This window comes from Streptomyces tibetensis (assembly GCF_007655005.1).
Lineage (GTDB): Bacteria > Actinomycetota > Actinomycetes > Streptomycetales > Streptomycetaceae > Streptomyces > Streptomyces tibetensis.
In genome coordinates this window covers 225,776-243,923 of sequence record NZ_SZVW01000007.1, presented here as the reverse complement: position 1 = coordinate 243,923, position 18,148 = coordinate 225,776, and the positions used below count along the sequence as shown (strand labels likewise).

Genomic DNA, 18,148 nt, shown 5'->3' with positions numbered 1-18,148 from the left:
TCGTATGCGGATCGGTGAACTCGCCGAGGCGACCGGCACGACACCTCGCGCCCTGCGCCACTACGAGCAGGCGGGTCTCATCGCCTCCGAACGCGCCGCGAACGGCTATCGCCTGTACGACGCCGGTGCGGCCGTGCGCGTGCGCAACATCCGGCAGCTGCTCGACGTGGGGCTGACGCTCGACGACGCACGAGTGTTCCTGCCGTGCCTGGACGGCGACGTCACGGCCGGTCCCGCCTCCGGGAAGGGGGTACGGGTGGCCGCCGACCGTCTCGCGGTGCTGGAGGCCCGCATCGCAGCGCAGATCGCGGTCCGCGACCGGCTTGCGGAGGCCTTGCGCAGGGCGGGTGGCGGCACACCCGTACGACCGGTGGCCTGACGGCGGATCAACGGAGCAGGAGGCGTCGACAACGCTCCCGATCCACCGCGGTCACCGAGGCGGCCCGTGGCCTGACGGCGGATCAGCGAAGCAGGGGGCGTCGGCAACGTTCCCGACCCACCGCGGTCACCGAGGCGGCCCGTGGCCTGACGGCGGATCAGCGGAGCAGGAGGCGTCGGCAACGCTCCTGATCCGCCGCCCGGTCACCGCGGTGTCAGCGCCGCCCCGTCACCACGTGCGCGGCGCTGTCCGCTCCGGCGTCAGGACCCCAGCACCGAGGTGAGGAACTCCCCGACCCACGCCAGCAGTTCCCGCCCGACCAGCGGCTTGCCGCCCACCTTCGCGGTCTTCGGGCGTGGGATCAGCACCTGGTGGACCGTCGGCTTGATGACCGCCCCGGGGTAGAGCCGCTTGAGCCGCAGCTCCTGCGACTCGCGCAACTCCACCGGCGCGAACCGGATGTTGTTGCCCTGGAGCACGATCTCGCCGACCCCGCACGCACGCGCGAACATGCGCAGCCCGGCGACGAGCAGCAGGTTCTCCACGGGCTCGGGCAGCTTGCCGTAGCGGTCGACGAGTTCCTCGCGGACCGCCTTGATGTCCTCCTCCGAGTTGGCGGAGGCGATGGCGCGGTACGCCTGGAGGCGGAGCCGCTCGCCGGGCGCGTAGTCGTGCGGGACGTGCGCGTCGACGGGCAGCTCGATCTTGACCTCGAGCGGCGGCTCCTCCTCGATCTCACCGGTCTCCAGCTGCCGCCGGTAGTCCGCGACGGCCTCGCCGACCATCCGCACGTACAGGTCGAAGCCGACGCCCGCGATGTGACCGGACTGCTCGCCGCCGAGGAGGTTGCCCGCGCCGCGGATCTCCAGGTCCTTCATCGCCACGTACATGCCCGCGCCCATCTCCGTGTGCTGGGCGATGGTCGCGAGCCGCTCGTGCGCGGTCTCGGTCAGCGGCTTCTCGGGCGGGTAGAGGAAGTAGGCGTAGCCGCGCTCACGGCCACGGCCCACCCGGCCACGCAGCTGATGGAGCTGGCTGAGCCCGAAGTTGTCGCCACGCTCCACGATCAGGGTGTTGGCGTTGGAGATGTCGATGCCGGACTCCACGATCGTCGTGGACACCAGCACGTCGAACTTCTTCTCCCAGAAGTCGACGACGACCTGCTCCAGCGCCTGTTCCGACATCTGGCCGTGGGCGGTGGCGATGCGCGCCTCGGGGACGATCTCGCGCAGCCGGGCCGCCGCGCGGTCGATCGACTCGACGCGGTTGTGGATGTAGAAGACCTGGCCCTCGCGCAGCAGCTCACGGCGGATCGCGGCGCCGATCTGCTTCTCCTCGTAGGGCCCGACGAAGGTGAGCACCGGGTGGCGCTCCTCCGGCGGGGTGGTGATCGTCGACATCTCGCGGATGCCGGTGACCGCCATCTCCAGGGTCCGGGGGATGGGCGTCGCGGACATCGTCAGCACGTCGACGTTCGCGCGGAGCTTCTTCAGCTGCTCCTTGTGCTCGACGCCGAAGCGCTGCTCCTCGTCGACGATGACCAGGCCCAGGTCCTTGAACTTCGTCTCGGACGAGAACAGGCGGTGGGTGCCGATGACGATGTCGACCGAGCCCTCGCGCAGGCCCTCCAGGGTCGCCTTGGCCTCGGTGTCGGTCTGGAAGCGGGACAGGGCCTTCACGCTCACCGGGAACTGCGCGTACCGCTCGCTGAACGTCCCGAAGTGCTGCTGCACCAGCAGGGTCGTGGGCACCAGGACGGCCACCTGCTTGCCGTCCTGGACGGCCTTGAAGGCGGCACGGACCGCGATCTCGGTCTTGCCGTAGCCGACGTCGCCGCAGATCAGGCGGTCCATCGGGATCGTCTTCTCCATGTCCTCCTTGACCTCGGCGATGGTGGTGAGCTGGTCGGGCGTCTCCGCGTAGGGGAAGGCGTCCTCCAGTTCGCGCTGCCAGGGGGTGTCCGCGCCGAAGGCGTGCCCGGGGGCGGCCATGCGCGCGCTGTAGAGCTTGATGAGGTCGGCCGCGATCTCCTTGACGGCCTTCTTCGCGCGGGCCTTGGTCTTCGTCCAGTCGGCGCCGCCGAGGCGGTGCAGGGTGGGAGCCTCACCGCCGACGTACTTGGTGATCTGCTCCAGCTGGTCGGTGGGGATGTACAGGCGGTCGCCCGGCTGGCCGCGCTTGGCGGGGGCGTACTCGACGACCAGGTACTCGCGGGTGGCGCCCTGCACGGTGCGCTGCACCATCTCGATGTAGCGGCCCACGCCGTGCTGCTCGTGGACGATGTAGTCGCCCGGCTCCAGGGTGAGCGGGTCGATGGTCTTGCGGCGGCGGGCCGGCATGCGGGCGCCCTCGCGGCCGGACGCCTTCTGACCCGTCAGGTCGGTCTCGGTCAGGACGGCGAGTCCCAGGGCCGCGTCGACGAAGCCGTGGTCGATCGAGCCGCACGCCACGTGCACGACGGACGGGGAGATCTCGGCGAGGTCGGAGTCGAGGCGGGCGGCGATGCCCTCGCCGCCCAGCACCTCGACCGTTCGGGCCGCCGGGCCGTGTCCCTCGGTGACGAACACCGTCCGCCAGCCGTCGGCGAGCCAGCCCTTGGTGTCGGCGAGGGCCTTGGCGGTGTCGCCGCGGTAGGTCTCCGGGGCGTGCATGCCCAGCTTGAGGGTGTCCCCCGCCGTGTCGGCGCCGTAGGTCTCCGTGAGCTCCTCGTCGGCGGCGAACGGCGACACCGACCACCACATCATGTCCAGCTCGCGGGCCCGGTCCCGGACGTCCGCGATGGACCGCAGGGAGGCCGCGCCGACATCGATGGGGGCCTCGCCGCCACCGGCGGTGGCCGCCCAGGAGGCCTGGAGGAACTCCTGCGAGGTGGCCACGAGGTCCGAGGCACGCGTGCGCACCCGCTCCGGGTCGCACACCACGGCCATGGCGCCCTTGGGCAGCACGTCGAGCAGCAGCTCCATGTCGTCGACGAGGACGGGTGCGAGGGACTCCATGCCCTCGACGGCGATGCCCTCGGCGATCTTGCCGAGCAGTTCACCGAGCTCGGGGTGCTGTTCGGCGAGGGCAGCCGCGCGGGTGCGGACGTCCTCGGTGAGCAGCAGCTCGCGGCACGGCGGCGCCCACAGGCCGTGCTCGGCGACTTCGAGGGAGCGCTGGTCGGCGACCTTGAAGTAGCGGATCTCCTCGACGTCGTCGCCCCAGAACTCGACGCGCAGGGGGTGTTCCTCGGTGGGCGGGAACACGTCGAGGATGCCGCCGCGCACGGCGAACTCGCCGCGCTTCTCGACGAGCTCCACGCGCGCGTAGGCGGCGGCCGCGAGGGCTTCGACGATCTCGCCGAGGTCCGCGCTCTGCCCGGTTCGCAGAGAGACCGGCTCCAGGTCGCCGAGGCCCTTGACCTGCGGCTGGAGCACGGACCGGACGGGCGCGACGACGACCGAGACGGGACCGGTCTCGGGGTCGTCGGGGCGGGGGTGGGCCAGTCGGCGCAGCACGGCCAGGCGGCGGCCCACGGTGTCGCTGCGGGGGCTGAGCCGCTCGTGCGGGAGCGTCTCCCAGGACGGGTACTCCACGACCCCCTCGGCCGGGAGGAGGGAGCGCAGGGCCGCGGCCAGGTCCTCCGCCTCACGGCCCGTCGCCGTGACCGCCAGCACCGGGCGGGCCGTCTCGCGGGCCAGGGCGGCGACCGCGAAGGGGCGGGCGGCAGGGGGGCCGACCAGGTCGACGTGCATGCGGTTGCCGTCTGCGGCCGCCCTGATCGCTTCCGCGAGGGCGGCGTCCTTGACTACGGCGTCGAGCAGACCGTGCAGGCTCATTCGGGGCTTTCCGTCCAGGGGGGTGGGCAACACCACGGGCCCGACACGCGCCGCGGGCCGGGGGGTCTCCAGCGTACGACGATGCGCGCCCGCGCGGCGGGCCTGTGGACAACCCCTCCGGTGTGAGGTACTCGGCGTCGGTGTCCTGGCCCCGGGGCCCGCCCCCGAGCCCCGGACCTGTGCCCGCCCCACCGCTCGGAGCAGCCGGGCAGGAGGCCAAGGCCTTGCTGCGCGGCCGGTGTGAGGTACTCGGCGTCGGTGTCCTGGCCCCGGGGCCCGCCCCCGAGCCCCGGACCTGTGCCCGCCCCACCGCTCGGAGCAGCCGGGCAGGAGGCCAAGGCCTTGCTGCGCGGCCGGTGTGAGGTACTCGGCGTCGGTGTCCTGGCCCCGGGGCCCGCCCCCGAGCCCCGGACCTGTGCCCGCCCCACCGCTCGGAGCAGCCGGGCAGGAGGCCAAGGCCTTGCTGCGCGGCCGGTGTGAGGTACTCGGCGTCGGTGTCCTGGCCCCGGGGCCCGCCCCCGAGCCCCGGACCTGTGCCCGCCCCGCCGCTCGGAGCAGCCGGGCTGGAGGCCGAGCCCTTGCTGCGCGCAGCACCCGGCGCCGGGAAGTCCTGGACTTCCCGGCGCCGGGTTCACCGCAACCCCCGTATGCGGTGGTGTGGGTGGGATCGGCGTGCGGCCGCTACTCCGTCGCGATCGCGTTCAGGACGTTCATCCGGCCCGCCCGGAACGCCGGGATCAGTGCCGCGAACAGGCCCACGAACGCCGAGCTGATGAAGACGCCGATGATCGTCGGCCAGGGGATGTCGAGGACCCCCATGCCCTCCAGGGCGAGCAGCTGCTGTGCCGTGGCGCCCCAGCCCATGCCCAGTCCGAGACCCAGCAGGGCACCGAAGAGGGCGATGACCACCGACTCCATACGGATCATGCGGCGCAGCTGGCGGCGCGAGAGACCGATCGCCCGCATCAGGCCGATCTCCCTGGTGCGCTCCACGACCGACAGGGCCAGCGTGTTCACCACACCCAGGATGGCGACGATGATCGCCAGGGCCAGCAGGCCGTAGATCATGTTGAGCAGCTGGCCGATCTGGTCCTTCAGGGCGTCCTTGTAGTCGGTCTGGTCGCGCACGATGTACTGCGGGTAGTCGTGCAGCGCCGACTTCAGGGACGTGTAGGCGGCGTCCTGCCGTCCGTCCTCGGCGCTGGCGAAGACCAGCGAGTCCAGCGGCATCTTGTCGGCCGGGACGTACTTGGCCAGCGTCGCGATGGACGTGTACATCGAGCCCGCGTCGATCACGACGTCGCTGCTGGTGATCGCCCGGACGGTGAGGTCGGCCGCGGAGCCGTCCTTGAAGGCCACCTTGATCTTGGAGCCGAGGCGGATGCCGTGGTCCTTGGCGAACTTCTCGTGGACCGACATCGAGTCGGCCTTGTAGGCGTCGGGGAGCTTGCCGGCGACCGTCTCGGTGCTCAGGTCGGTCGCGTACGTCGGGTCGGCGGCCGTGATCGCCGTGTCCTTGAGCGTCTTGCCGTCAGGGGTGGTGAAGTCGGCCTGGGTCGACTTGTACTCGGTGACGTGCGCCAGGTCCGGCGACGACTTCACGGCCTGGACCGCCTGCGGGGTGATCAGCTGGCTCCGGTCGGACTGGATGATGAAGTCCGTGCCGACGGTCTTGTCGAGCTGGTCGGTGGCGGACGCCACCATGGAGGAGCCGACCACGGACAGGCACGCCACCAGGGCGAGGCCGATCATCAGCGCGGCTCCGGTCGCGCCGGTGCGGCGCGGGTTGCGCAGGGCGTTGCGCTCGGCCATGCGGCCGACGGGGCCGAACATGCGCAGCAGGACGGCGCCGAGGACGCGGACCACGGCGCCGGCCAGCAGCGGGCCGATGACGACGAAGCCGATCAGCGACAGCACGATGCCGAGGCCGAGCCACAGGGAGCCCTCCTTGGCCTTGTCGGCCTCCGACGCGAGGTAGAGGGCGAAGCCGCCCGTCCCGGTGAGGACCGTGCCGATCGCGGCCCGGATCCAGCCGGCCTTGGCGTCGGCGGGGGCTCCCGCGTCGCGCAGGGCGGCCATCGGTGAGATCTTGCCGGCGCGCCGGGCGGGCAGGTAGGCGGCCAGCACGGTGACGATCACGCCGAGGACGAGGCCGACCACCGGGGTCGTCCAGGCCACCGTGAGGTCGTCGGTGGACAGTTCCATGCCCATCTGGCCCATGAGCTTCATCAGGCCGATGGCGAGGCCGACGCCCGCGCCGACGCCGAGCACCGAACCGACGACGCCGAGCAGCAGCGCCTCGACCAGCACGGAACGGTTGACCTGCTTGCGGGAGGAGCCGATGGCCCGCATCAGGCCGATCTCCCGGGTGCGCTGGGCGACCAGCATGGAGAAGGTGTTGATGATCAGGAAGATGCCGACGAGGAAGGCGATCCCGGCGAAGCCGAGCATCGCGTACTTCATGACGTTCATGAAGCCCGCGACGTCCTTCTGGTTGGCGTCGGCGGTCTCCTTCGCCGTCTTCACCTGGAAGGCGCCGCCGAGTTCGGCCGTGACGTTCTTCTTCAGCTGCGCGTCGCTGACGCCGGCGGCCGCGGTGACGTTGACGTTGGTGTAGACGTCGCTCTCGCCGACCAGGGCCTGCTGGGCGGTCTTGGTGTCGAGGTAGAAGATCGCGGCGCCGGGGTTGGTGACGGTGAAGTCGGCGATGCCGGAGATCTTCGCGGTGTGGGTGCCGACCGCGCTGATCACACCGATCTCGTCGCCGAGCTTCAGGTCGTGCTTGTCGGCGGTGTCGGCGTCGACCATGATCTGGTCGGCGTCCTTGGGGGCCGCACCGGAGGTGATCTTCATGGTGCGGGCCTCGTTGGCGTTCCAGCCGCCGACGATGGTCGGGGCGCCGCTGGAGGGCGACAGGTTGTCCTTGCCGGCGTCGACGACGGTCACCGAGGTGGAGAACACCGCGCCCTCGGCGGACTTCACGCCCTGTGCCTTGCGGACCTCGCCCAGCACGGAGGCCGGCATGACCGGCGGCTTGCCGTTGTCCGCGGTCGTCTCACCGCTGTCGGAGGCGCCCTTGGCGCTCACCGTCACGTCGGAGGAGGTGGCCGCGAAGAGCTTGTCGAACGTGGTGGACATGGTGTCCGTGAAGACGAGCGTGCCGCAGACGAAGGCGACCGACAGCAGGACGGCGATCGCGGAGAGCGCCATCCTCCCCTTGTGCGCGAAGAAGTTGCGCATCGAGGTCTTCATGACGGTCATGACGTGCGCCCCCGGGCGTCGAAGTCCTTCATGCGGTCGAGGACGGCCTCCGCGGTCGGCTTGTACATCTCGTCGACGATGCGGCCGTCGGCGAGGTACAGCACCCGGTCCGCGTAACTGGCGGCCACCGGGTCGTGGGTGACCATCACGATGGTCTGGCCCAGCTCGTCGACGGACCGGCGCAGGAAGCCGAGGACCTCGGCGCCGGCGCGGGAGTCGAGGTTGCCGGTCGGCTCGTCCCCGAAGATGATCTCGGGCCGGGCGGCGAGCGCCCGCGCCACGGCGACGCGCTGCTGCTGGCCGCCGGACAGCTGGGTGGGCCGGTGCTTGAGGCGGTCGGCGAGCCCGACGGTCTCCACGACGCGCGTCAGCCACTGCTTGTCCGGCTTGCGGCCCGCGATGTCCATGGGCAGCGTGATGTTCTCGATCGCGTTGAGCGTCGGCAGCAGGTTGAACGCCTGGAAGATGAACCCGATCCGGTCCCGGCGCAGCCGTGTGAGCTTCTTGTCCTTCAGCCCGGTGATCTCGGTCTCGTCGAGATAGATCTGGCCGCCCGTCACGGTGTCGAGGCCGGCGAGGCAGTGCATGAGGGTGGACTTGCCGGACCCCGAGGGGCCCATGATCGCGGTGAACTGGCCGCGTGCGATGTCCACGTCGACGTGGTCGAGGGCGACGACCCGGGTCTCTCCCGATCCGTACGCCTTCACGACCTGTCGCGCCCGTGCGGCAACGGCCGTACGCCCTCCAGTACCCCCGTGCCTGGGAATGGTCACAGCCGAAGTCACGGTATGTCTCCTATATCGGTCAGCAGATGGTGAAGGCGGTCGCCTGGTCGGCAGCCGCTGTGCGCGGTGCCGGATCAGGAATCCGTCCGACGCGTTTCAGTCTCGCGGCGGGGAGGGGTACCGCGCCCTGGTGTTCAGCGCAGTCTTTTGCTGTGGAAAACCCCACCCCCGCCGGTGTCCCGGACCGCCCCCCGGCGGCGTAAAGCCAGGTTAAGGAAGGCCCCCCGGCCCTCTCGTCCTCCGTCGGTACGAACCCTCCCCAGGTCGTAGTACGGAGGTACCCCTAGGGGCACTCCACCGGAGGGTGGAGGCCGTCTCAGGGTTCGCTCCACCCCCCGGCCCACTCAGGCTCCACCCTCCCGCTGCGTCAGGGTCAAGTGGGAAGCTGTCCGCGGCAGGTAGCTGCAAGGGGCAGGCATACGACGGGACCCGTGGCGCGGGCGCGGCCGGGGCGAGGGGGAGGCACCGGGGTGGGCAACACCAGTTCCGCGGCACGAGAGGCCGCACGTCCCGCCGCGACCGGCAGGCGCGGAGCCGTCGTCGCGGCGTTGATGCTCTCGATGGCGCTTCCGGCGCTCGACGCGACCATCGTCTCGACGGCCGTCCCGCAGATCGTCGGGGACCTCGGCGGCTTCTCCGTCTTCTCCTGGCTGTTCTCCGGCTATCTGCTGGCCGTGACCGTCACCCTGCCCGTGTACGGCAAGCTCTCCGACACCTTCGGCCGCAAACCGGTCCTCATAGCCGGCTCGGTGGTCTTCCTGCTCGGGTCCCTGCTGTGCGCGCTGGCCTGGAACATGGGGGCGCTCATCGCCTTCCGCGTCGTGCAGGGCCTGGGCGGCGGCGCGCTGCAGGGCACGGTGCAGACGCTCGCCGCCGACCTGTACCCGCTGAAGGACCGCCCCAGGATCCAGTCGAAGCTCTCCACCGTGTGGGCGGTGTCCGCGGTCGCCGGCCCGGGCCTGGGCGGGGTGCTCGCCGCGTACGCGGACTGGCGGTGGATCTTCCTGATCAACCTGCCCATCGGCGCGGTCGCGTTGTGGCTGATCGTCCGTCACCTCCACGAGCCGGAGCGGGAAACCACCGCGCACGCGCGCGTCGACTGGGCGGGCGCGCTGGCGGTGTTCGCCTGCGGCGGCGTCCTGCTCACGGCACTGGTGCAGGGCGGGGTGGCGTGGCCGTGGCTGTCGGCGCCCTCCCTGGCACTGTTCGGCACGGGACTCGCCCTGGTCGCGGTCGTGGTGCTGGTGGAGCGCCGGGCGGCGGAGCCGATCATCCCGGGCTGGGTGTGGCGGCGCCGCACGATCGCCGCGGTCAATCTGGCCCTGGGCGCGCTGGGTCTGCTGATGGTCGCGCCGTCGGTCTTCCTGCCCACCTACGCCCAGTCGGTGCTGGGCCTGGCACCCGTGGCCGCCGGATTCGTGCTGTCCGTATGGACGTTGAGCTGGCCGGTGTCGGCGGCCCTGAGCCAGCACGTGTACCGCAGGATCGGCTTCCGCAACACGGCGATGCTGGGCATCGGCACGGCCGCGCTGATCCTGTTCGCGTTCCCCTTCCTGCCCTACCCCGGGCAGGCGTGGCAGCCGACGCTGCTGATGCTGCTGCTCGGCGCCGCACTGGGCCTGTTCCAGCTGCCGCTCATCGTCGGGGTGCAGTCGACGGTGGGATGGGCGGAGCGCGGCACGACGACCGCGTCCGTGCTGTTCTGCCGGCAGACCGGCCAGACGATCGGCGCGGCGGTGTTCGGCGCGGTCGCCAACGGGGTGCTGGCCGCGCGGCTCGGCGGCGCGGGCGACCTGGACTCGGTGACGCGGGCGCTCGACTCGGGCAGCGCGCCGGAGGCGACCCGGCGGGCGATCGCCGAGGCGGTGCACGCGGTCTACCTGGGGGCGGCGTGCGCGGCGGCCCTGGCGTTCCTGGTACTGCTGTTCCTCGCGCCCCGGAAATTCCCGGTACTGACGGACTGAGCCTCCGTATCCTCGGCGCCCATGGTGACTTTGGAGCCCCTGCGGGCGGATCACGCGGACGCCCTGCTGGCCTTCGAGCGGGAGAACCGGGCGTACTTCGCCCGCACGGTGCCGGACCGCGGGGACGCCTTCTTCACGGCGGCGGGGTTCGCCGCACGCCTCCGGGCGCTCCTCGACGAGCAGCACGCGCGCGTGTGCCGCTTCCATGTGGTCCTCGGGGAGGAGGGCGAACTGATCGGCCGGGTGAACCTGATGGACCTGGTGGACGGCAGCGCCGAACTCGGTTACCGCATCGGCGAACGGGCCGCCGGCCGGGGCGTGGCGACGGCAGCGGTCGCGCAGGTGTGCCGGCTGGCCGCGACCGACTACGGCCTGACGTCCCTCACCGCGCGCACGACCCTCGACAACCCCGCTTCCATGAGGGTCCTGGCCCGCAGCGGTTTCGTCCGGGTGGAGAACACGACGGTGGGTGGACGGCCGGGGGTCCGTTACGAGCTCCGGCTCCTCGACGCCACCCCCGACGGCCCTGGGGCCGCGACCCCGGCCCCCTTCCGGGGCGGTATCTGAGGTTACGGACGACTCGGAACGCCACTGTCGCCGCAGGTGACGCCAGCGCGATGGTCGGCCTGCCCGCGCTCCACGACTGCGAGAAGACCGGGTTGGCGCGGGTTACACCCGAGGTCGGAAAGGTAAGCGCATACCGACCGATCAGTTTGCCGAAACCCTCGCGCAGGACCCCTACCCCGAAGTAGCGTGCGTGGCTCCCGCCCCCCACCTCCCTGCGGCCCGCCGCACCGGATCCCACCTCGCAAGGAGCACCGGGATGTCCTACGACCCGTCCCCGTCCCACCATTACCGACCACCCGATCCACCCCCGCCCTACGACCCGTACACGTACGACACCTACCCCTGGGCCCCGCAGGAGGCGCCCGAACCGGCCGGACGGCGTCCCCAGCGCCACGCCGCGCTCGGACACCACAGCGACCTGCGGGTCCTGCGCAGCGCCTACCGCTGGCAGCGGCGCGTGGCCACGCTCACGGCGCTCGGCTACTTCACCCTCTTCCTGATCCTGTCGGCGTTCGCGCCGTCGTTCATGACGAGCACCGTCACCGACGGCCTGCCCACCGGACTGCTGCTCGCGCTCATCCAGGTCCCCGTGACGTGGCTGGCGATCGCCCTGTACGAGCAGACGGCCCGCCGCCGCGTCGACCCGATCGCGGACCGGATACGCAAGCTGTCCGAGCTGGACGCGAAGCGGGAGGGGGCCCGATGACCACCGATTTCAGCGGTAACGCCCAGACGATGTCCCTGGTCGGCTTCTCCGCCGTCGCCACCATCACGCTGCTGCTGTGCGTGATGACCGGCCCGGACCGGGACGACCTGGACGAGTTCTACACCGGCTACAGCTCCCTGTCGCCCATGCGCAACGGCCTGGCGATCGCCGGCGACTACATCTCCGCAGCGACCGTCCTCGGCACCGGCGGCGTCATCGCACTGTTCGGCTACGACGGGGTGGTGCTGGCGCTGAGTACGGCCCTGTCGCTGATGCTGCTGATGTTCCTGCTGGCCGAACCGCTGCGCAACGCGGGCCGGTTCACCATGGGCGACGCGCTGACCCGGCGCATGCCCGGACGCGGCGTCCGCATCGCGGCCTGCGCGGTGACCCTGGCGGCGCTGCTGCCGCTCATGCTCGTGCAGTTGGCGGGGACCGGACAGCTGATGGCGTTCATCCTCGGCTTCTCCGGCGAGTCACTGCAGACGGGCTGCATCATCGGCGTGGGTGCGCTGATGATCAGCTACGCGGCGATCGGCGGGATGAAGGGCACCGCCCTCATCCAGATCCTGAAGATCGTGATGCTGCTCGGCTCCGGCCTGGTGGTCGCGGTGCTGATCCTGAACCGGTTCGACTGGGACCCGGGAGCCCTGTTCGCCGCGGCCGCCCAGAACAGCGGCGTGGGCTCGGCGTTCCTCTCCTCGGGCCTGCAGTTCTCCGGCGGCCCCAGCCCCGACCTGGACATGATCACCGCGCAGTTGACGGTCGTCCTCGGCGGTGGCGTCCTGCCGCACGTCACCATGCGCATGTACACGGCCTCCAGTGCCCGGCAGGTGCGGCGCTCGATGTCCTGGGCGGTGTCGGGCGTGGCCCTGTTCGTGCTCGTCATCACGGTCGTCGGCTTCGGCGCGACCGCGCTGGTGGGACGGGAGCTGATCGCGCAGGTCGACCCGCAGGGCAACACGGCGTATCTGCTGGGATCGCAGGCGGCGTTCGGAGCGGATGTGTCGGCGGCGGAGACGTTCCTGTTCACGACCGTCACCACGGCGGTCTTCCTCACGCTGCTCGCCTCCGTCGCCGGCATGATCCTGGCCTGCGCCAACTCCCTCGCGCACGACGTGTTCGCGGCCCGGGTCCAGGAGATGTCGCCGCGGCGCGAGATGACCGTGGCGCGGCTGTCGGCCCTGGCCGTGGGCGTCTCCGCGATCCTCCTGGCCACCCAGGTCCAGCACCGCAGCCTGCAATGGCTGGTGACGCTGTCCTTCTGCCTGGGCGCCTCGGCCATCGCGCCCGCGCTGGTCTACAGCCTGTTCTGGCGCCGCTACACACGAACGGGCCTGCTCAGCACCCTCATCGGCGGCTCCCTGGCCGTCCTGCTGCTGATGCCGGGCACCAACCTGGTCTCCGGCTCACCCGTCTCGGCCTTCCCCGAGGCCGACTTCAACTGGTTCCCGTTCACCACCACCGGCCTGCTCTCCATACCCCTGGGCTTCGCCTGCGGCTGGCTGGGCACGATGGCCTCCGGCCGCCGGCAGTCGGAGGAACAGCGCCACCAGTACGAGGCGGTGGAGGGCTGGATCCTGGCGGGCGCGGCCCGCAGGGACCACTGACACGAACGGCACGGCAGCCGGCGCGGCGTCCGTACGGCGGCGCCGCCTGGACGGGCAGCGGGCGGCGGACACGGCCTGCGGGCCGAGCTGCGGACGCGAGACCGGCGCCGGCTGGTGCCGTCGGCCGTGGGCGTTCGTACGACCGGTGGGAGGGGCGGCGCCGCCGCCCCTCCCACCGGTCGTCGGCATCACTCCGCCACCTGTCCCGCCCAGTGCGTCAGGCTGGCGTGGATGTGGTCGATGTGGGCCCGGGCGTCGTCTCGTTGTCCGGCGTGTTCGTGGAGGAGCCGGTCCGTTTCCTCCTCCACGGTCTCCACGTGCTCGCGAGCCCGGGCCACCAACTCCGCCGCACGGTCCTGGGCTTCGTCGTCCAGGTCCTGGGCGGACGCTTCCGCGTCGGCGTAGGCCTGCTCCGCCTCGCACAACGCGTCGTGAGCGGCCCTCATCTCCTGCTCGTATTCGGTGTCGAGCGCGGTCCCCCTGGCGGCCTCCGCCCGTTCCGTCTCGGCCCACCGCTCGGCGTGCTCCTTGTCCAGCTCGGCCAGCATCCCGGAGGTGCGCTGCTCCATCTCCCGCAACGCGGCCAGCGCCTCGCCCCGCTCCTCCTGCGCCTCACGCCGGGCCGCGCCCCGGATCTCGTCGGCCTCGGCATGCGCGGCGAGCAGCCGCTGCCGGACGCGTTCGTCGGCATCGGCGCGCACGGCGTCGGCGTGCGTCTGGGCGGACTCGTGCACGTCGGCCGCCGAGGCCCGCGCCCCGTCCAGGAGGTGCAGCGCCTCGACGCGCGCCCCCTCCCGCACGGACGCGGCCTCCTGTCCGGCGAGTTCGAAGAGCCGCCGGGCCCCCTCGCCGAGCGTGTCGTAGTGCTGCGGGGGCAGTCGGTCCACGGCCTCGCGCAGTCGCCCCAGTTCCTCGTCCATCTGCCGGGCGAGCACCGTCAGCCGGGCTGCCCTCTCCCAGGCCGCGTCCCGGTCCGCGGAGAGGGCCCCGGCGTACTGGTCGACCTGCTCGGGACGGTAGCCGCGCCCCCGCACGGCCCTGAAGCCGTGCGGTGACCCCGTCGTGCCGCTCATCCGGACCCCTCTCCACCACACCGATGTGACGTCGCGCTAGAAATCGGATGATTTCGCGCACATCTTGGTGGATCAGACGGAAGCGCTCATAACGCGACACTCCGCATGGAGGTCACGGAACCACGACCGGGCCGTAGGCCGCTCAGCCCCAGCTGGTGCCCGCGGGCTCCTGGATGGTCGTGTTGATGCGGTTGAACATGTTGGTGACCGCGACGGTGAGGATCAGCGCGGAGAGTTCCTTCTCGTCGAAGTGGTCGGCCACCTCGTCCCACAGCGCGTCCGGGACCGACTCCCCCGAAAGGTCGGAAAGCCTCGTCATCGCCTCCGTCAGCTTCAGCGCGGCCCGCTCGGCGTCCGAGAAGAAGGGCGCGTGCCGCCAGGCGGCGACGGCCGCGATGCGCTCCTCACTCGCCCCGGCCTTGCGGAGGTTGGCCACGTGACCGTGCACGCAGGCCCCGCAGCCGTTGATCTGACTGGCGCGCAACCCGGCGATCTCCGCCACGTCCTGCGCCAGACCGCCCTCACCGATCGCCTGGAAGAGGGTGCCGATGCCCTTCATCGCACCGGAAAGGACATACGCCGGGTTCGTCATCCGTGCCTGCATGATCTCTGCCTCCTGTGTCGGCGGTGCATCGCTGTCACTGCACTGACGGAACGGCGGAGGGAGGTGTGACAGCCCGGCGCGAGAATTCTTCACCGCGGGCACGAAAGAGCCGGGCCCGGTCGTGCGAGCGACCGAACCCGGCTCCATACGGCACGTCAGCGGCGACGCGTCACAGCAGTCCGTCCCACATCTCCTCCAGCAGGACCGACCACCAGCTCTCCGGCGACCCCAGCGCCGCCGGGTCGAGCGCGGCGAGCTGGGCCTGGAAGTCGACGGTCCAACGGCCCGCCTGCTCCTGGTTCAGCCCGAACCGCAGCCGCCACATCCGCCCCAGCAGCGCAAGGCAGCGCGCGAACTCCGGCAGCCCGGTGTTCACGAACTGCGGCGGCACCGGCGCCCCACCCGGCCCGGCCTCCACCGGCACGGCGACGATGTTCGCCGTGCCGTACTGCACGCAGATCGCCTTGCCGAAGTCGCTGCCCATCACCAGATAGGAACCCGCGTCCGAGGCCGGCTGCACACCGCGCTCGGCCGCCAGCTCCGCCAGCGTCGGAACGGGCCTGCCCGGCTGAGCCTGCGCCCAGAAGAACGGGCCCATGTCCATCGGCAGTCCGGCCGCCACCAGCGTGTGCGCCACGATCGGCGGCACCCCCTGCCGCGACACGGCGGCCTGCTCGAACCGGAACACCCCCGGCCCGAACGCGGCCGCGAGCTCCTGCCCGATGGCCTCCGGCGGAATCGGCGGAGCCGCCTGCACCGGCGGCAGCGGAGCACGCACCGGAGCCGGACGCGCCGGGCCGTCCGCCACTTGGTGCAACTCGCCCTGGTGGGCCAGCAGCTGCTGCATGCCCTGCTGCCGGCTCGCGTGGTCGGTCCCGTACGGCGCGATGCTCGTGATCCGCGCCTGCGGCCACTGCTCCCGGATCATCCGCGCGCAGTACGCCCCCGGCAGCTCGCACGACTCCAGCTCGGTGTGCAGCTCCAGCACCTGGTCCGGGGGCACGTTCATGGCCCGCAGCTCGTGGAAGATCTGCCACTCCGGGTGCGGCGTGCCCGGCGCCGAACGCCGGATCAGCTGCTGCTCGGAACCGTCCTGCGCGCGATAGCGCAGCACGGCCTGGTAGCCGGGGCCGACGGTCGGCTGCCCGGTGGGCTGCTGCGGATAGCCGTACGCCGGCGGCTGCCCGGGCCCGGGCACGCCGGGCGGCGGCATCGCGCCCGGAGGCATGGCACCGGGCGGCATGCCGGGCGGCACCGCACCCGGCATTCCCGGCGGCACCGGCTGCGCACCAGGCGTGCCAGGGGCGCCCGGGGCAGCACCCGGGGCGGCCGGTGGTGCGCCGGGGGCCTGCGGCGGCGGAGGCACACCGGGCCCGCCCGCCGGGGGCGCGGCCAGCATGGTCTCCGCGTGGTGCACGGGCCCCGGCCCGCCGGGCGGTGTGGCACCCGGGGCACCCGGAGGCCGCGGAACGCCGGGCGCACCAGGCGGGTGGGGAGCACCCGGAGGCTGGGGCGCGCCGGGCGCTCCCGGCGGCTGCGGCGCGCCCGGGCCCATCCGGCCGGGGTCGGCGAGCATCGTGGCGGCGTGGTGGACACCGCCGGGCGGCGTACCGCCCGGGGCGCCCGGAGGCTGCGGCGCACCCGGAGGCCCGGGCGGGTTCGGCGTGCCCGGAGGCCCGGGCGGGTTCGGCGTGCCCAAAGGCCCGGGCTGATTCGGCGCGCCGGGAGCGCCGGGAGCACCCGGGCCCGCCTGCGGAACGCCGGGCGCACTCGGGGCGCCAGGGGCCCCGGGCGGCGGCATCGGCACGCCCGTACCCGAAGAGTCCCCGGGCCCACCCGGGCCGTCGGGCCCGAGCGCCGACACCATCTGCGTGGGGACGTACCCGCCCGCGGGAGTGCCGGGCGCCCCGGGCCCGGACGGCACAGGCGTATGGCCCCGCTGAGCACCGGGCGTCCCCGGGGCGCCCGGAGGGGGCGGGGTGGACGGACCCGCACCGCGGCGCCCGGGCGGCGGAGCCGCCTTGCTGGTCGCGGCGTCGGCGATGTCCCCGGCGTTCGCAGCGGCCCCCGGCCCGGCCGGCGGATGCGGCACACCGCCGGGACCAGGACCGACGGGACCAGGAGCAGAACCGGCAGGACCAGGACCAGCGGGACCAGGGCCGCCGGACCCAGCAGGACCGGACCCGGCGGGCCCGGCCGCCCCCGCGGCACCGACGCCGCCCTGCGGGTACCCGTAGGGCGCCCCACCCGGCACGGCGGCCGGCGGTGGCGTACTCCCCTGCGGCGGCGTACTCCCCTGCGGCGGGGTGCTCACCGGCTGCTGCGGATACCCGTACGGCTGTGCACCGGGCGCCGGCGGCGGCGTGCTGCCCTGCGGCACACCACCGGGCGGCGTCCCCGGCGCTCCCGGAGCACCTCCCGGCGCTGCCGGATAGCCGTACCCCGGGCCACCAGGCGCGGACGCCGCCCCCGGGCCCTGGGCGTTCGGGTCGTCGACCGCAGGCGACAGCGCCGTCGGCGGAAGCTGACTGCCACCCGACATCAGAGTCGTCTTGGCCTCGGGCATCGTCGGAGGCGGCGGAACGTCGCCGTCGGCCTCGCCCAGCGGCGGCGCGAAGACCGTCGCCGGCAGCGGCACGGAACGGTCGTCACCCCCGTCCGCCGTGGTGTCCGTACCGGCCCAGGGCGTCGCCCCCTCCGGCACAGACGGCACATCCGACGCACCCGGCGTCGCCGGAGCCCCGTAAGCACCCGCGTCGGCCCCGGGATCCTCGCCCCCGGCCACCGGCCACGACGCACCACTGGCCGGCGCGGCGGGCGCACCCTGCGCAGGAGTCACAGCACCCCCGTCGAACCCCCCGCCGCCGACCGCCGAACCGGAACCGGAACCAGGACCAGGACCGGCAGCAGGACCAGGACCGGCAGCAGAGCCGGAACCCGACTCCCCGGCAGCAGAAGCCGCCTGAGCCCCGGCCCCAGCCCCCGCACCCCGCCGATCCGGAATGCCCAGCTTGTCAGCCGCGTCCTGCAACCACTCCGGCGGAGTCAGCAGGAACGACGTCTGGTTCAGATCCACCCTTGCCGCAGGCGCGGCCGAGGCCGGCTCGTCCACCGCGTCCGGACGGCCGTACTCCTCCTCGTACCGGCGGACCACCTCACCCACCGGCAACCCGGGCCACAACGTCGCCTCGCCACTGTCCCGCGCGATCACCAGCCGCTGCGCACCGCCGTCCGAGCGCGGCCCGTCCGCCCGGTCCTCGGCCCACACCACGAACCCGAGGTCGAACTCCCGCACCCGCACCTCACGATGCTGGTACGACGGCACATCCCCGTTGATCCACTCTTCGGCGCGCTCCTGCGCCTGCGCGAAGGTCACCATCG

At 72.5% G+C, this 18,148-nt stretch carries 11 protein-coding genes; 5 read left to right on the top strand and 6 right to left on the bottom strand.

Annotation, left to right across the window (positions count from 1 at the left end; translation table 11 throughout):
• Positions 1 to 4: 4 nt before the first annotated feature.
• Entirely contained in the window at positions 5 to 379 is a 375-nt protein-coding gene (locus tag FDO69_RS14520) for a MerR family transcriptional regulator (RefSeq protein ID WP_104780208.1), read from the top strand.
• 260 nt (positions 380 to 639) lie between these two features.
• Here the strand turns inward: FDO69_RS14520 and mfd are convergent, their stop codons facing one another.
• From mfd to FDO69_RS14505, 3 genes are all read right to left on the bottom strand, one after another.
• The gene (gene mfd, locus FDO69_RS14515; RefSeq protein WP_104780207.1) at positions 640 to 4,197 is read right to left on the bottom strand and encodes a transcription-repair coupling factor; all 3,558 of its coding nucleotides are present in this window, start codon (positions 4,195 to 4,197) and stop codon (positions 640 to 642) included.
• 681 nt (positions 4,198 to 4,878) lie between these two features.
• Positions 4,879 to 7,458 carry an ABC transporter permease gene (locus tag FDO69_RS14510; protein WP_104780206.1) on the bottom strand — a complete coding sequence of 860 codons (2,580 nt, stop codon included), beginning with the start codon at positions 7,456 to 7,458 and terminating at the stop codon, positions 4,879 to 4,881.
• A complete protein-coding gene (locus FDO69_RS14505) occupies positions 7,455 to 8,243 on the bottom strand; it encodes an ABC transporter ATP-binding protein (RefSeq protein ID WP_104780205.1) in 789 nt (262 codons plus the stop codon). Before FDO69_RS14505 ends, FDO69_RS14510 begins: the two co-directional genes overlap by 4 nt.
• A gap of 470 nt (positions 8,244 to 8,713) precedes the next feature.
• Here FDO69_RS14505 and FDO69_RS14500 point away from each other — a divergent pair, with 470 nt between their 5' ends.
• The 4 genes from FDO69_RS14500 (at position 8,714) to FDO69_RS14485 (ending at position 13,090) form a co-directional block, all read left to right on the top strand.
• On the top strand, positions 8,714 to 10,207 hold the full coding sequence (locus FDO69_RS14500) for an MFS transporter (RefSeq protein WP_104780204.1): 1,494 nt from the start codon (positions 8,714 to 8,716) through the stop codon (positions 10,205 to 10,207).
• Positions 10,208 to 10,228: 21 nt separating this feature from the next.
• The gene (locus tag FDO69_RS14495) at positions 10,229 to 10,774 is read left to right on the top strand and encodes a GNAT family N-acetyltransferase (RefSeq protein ID WP_104780203.1); all 546 of its coding nucleotides are present in this window, start codon (positions 10,229 to 10,231) and stop codon (positions 10,772 to 10,774) included.
• A 256-nt stretch (positions 10,775 to 11,030) separates the two neighbouring features.
• Positions 11,031 to 11,480, top strand: a complete 450-nt coding sequence (locus tag FDO69_RS14490; protein WP_104780202.1) for a DUF485 domain-containing protein — start codon at positions 11,031 to 11,033, stop codon at positions 11,478 to 11,480.
• On the top strand, positions 11,477 to 13,090 hold the full coding sequence (locus tag FDO69_RS14485) for a sodium/solute symporter (protein WP_104780201.1): 1,614 nt from the start codon (positions 11,477 to 11,479) through the stop codon (positions 13,088 to 13,090). Before FDO69_RS14490 ends, FDO69_RS14485 begins: the two co-directional genes overlap by 4 nt.
• Positions 13,091 to 13,278: 188 nt before the next feature.
• Here FDO69_RS14485 and FDO69_RS14480 read toward each other — a convergent pair whose 3' ends face one another.
• The 3 genes from FDO69_RS14480 to FDO69_RS14470 all read right to left on the bottom strand — a co-directional run bounded on the left by FDO69_RS14480 (position 13,279) and on the right by FDO69_RS14470 (position 18,146).
• Positions 13,279 to 14,163, bottom strand: coding sequence for a cellulose-binding protein (locus FDO69_RS14480; protein WP_104780200.1), 885 nt, complete (start codon positions 14,161 to 14,163; stop codon positions 13,279 to 13,281).
• A 142-nt stretch (positions 14,164 to 14,305) separates the two neighbouring features.
• Complete coding sequence (locus FDO69_RS14475) at positions 14,306 to 14,767, bottom strand: carboxymuconolactone decarboxylase family protein (protein WP_104780199.1); 462 nt, start codon at positions 14,765 to 14,767, stop codon at positions 14,306 to 14,308.
• 169 nt (positions 14,768 to 14,936) lie between these two features.
• Entirely contained in the window at positions 14,937 to 18,146 is a 3,210-nt protein-coding gene (locus FDO69_RS14470; RefSeq protein WP_104780198.1) for an SUKH-4 family immunity protein, read from the bottom strand.
• Positions 18,147 to 18,148: the final 2 nt, after the last annotated feature.

Excerpts from the sequence above, each read along its gene's own strand:
- FDO69_RS14520 (WP_104780208.1), top strand. The coding sequence starts at position 5 with ATGCGGATCGGTGAACTCGCCGAGGCGACCGGCACGACACCTCGCGCC.
- mfd (WP_104780207.1), bottom strand. The coding sequence starts at position 4,197 with ATGAGCCTGCACGGTCTGCTCGACGCCGTAGTCAAGGACGCCGCCCTC.
- FDO69_RS14510 (WP_104780206.1), bottom strand. The coding sequence starts at position 7,458 with ATGACCGTCATGAAGACCTCGATGCGCAACTTCTTCGCGCACAAGGGG.
- FDO69_RS14495 (WP_104780203.1), top strand. The coding sequence starts at position 10,229 with ATGGTGACTTTGGAGCCCCTGCGGGCGGATCACGCGGACGCCCTGCTG.
- FDO69_RS14490 (WP_104780202.1), top strand. The coding sequence starts at position 11,031 with ATGTCCTACGACCCGTCCCCGTCCCACCATTACCGACCACCCGATCCA.
- FDO69_RS14485 (WP_104780201.1), top strand. The coding sequence starts at position 11,477 with ATGACCACCGATTTCAGCGGTAACGCCCAGACGATGTCCCTGGTCGGC.
- FDO69_RS14480 (WP_104780200.1), bottom strand. The coding sequence starts at position 14,163 with ATGAGCGGCACGACGGGGTCACCGCACGGCTTCAGGGCCGTGCGGGGG.
- FDO69_RS14475 (WP_104780199.1), bottom strand. The coding sequence starts at position 14,767 with ATGCAGGCACGGATGACGAACCCGGCGTATGTCCTTTCCGGTGCGATG.
- FDO69_RS14470 (WP_104780198.1), bottom strand. The coding sequence starts at position 18,146 with ATGGTGACCTTCGCGCAGGCGCAGGAGCGCGCCGAAGAGTGGATCAAC.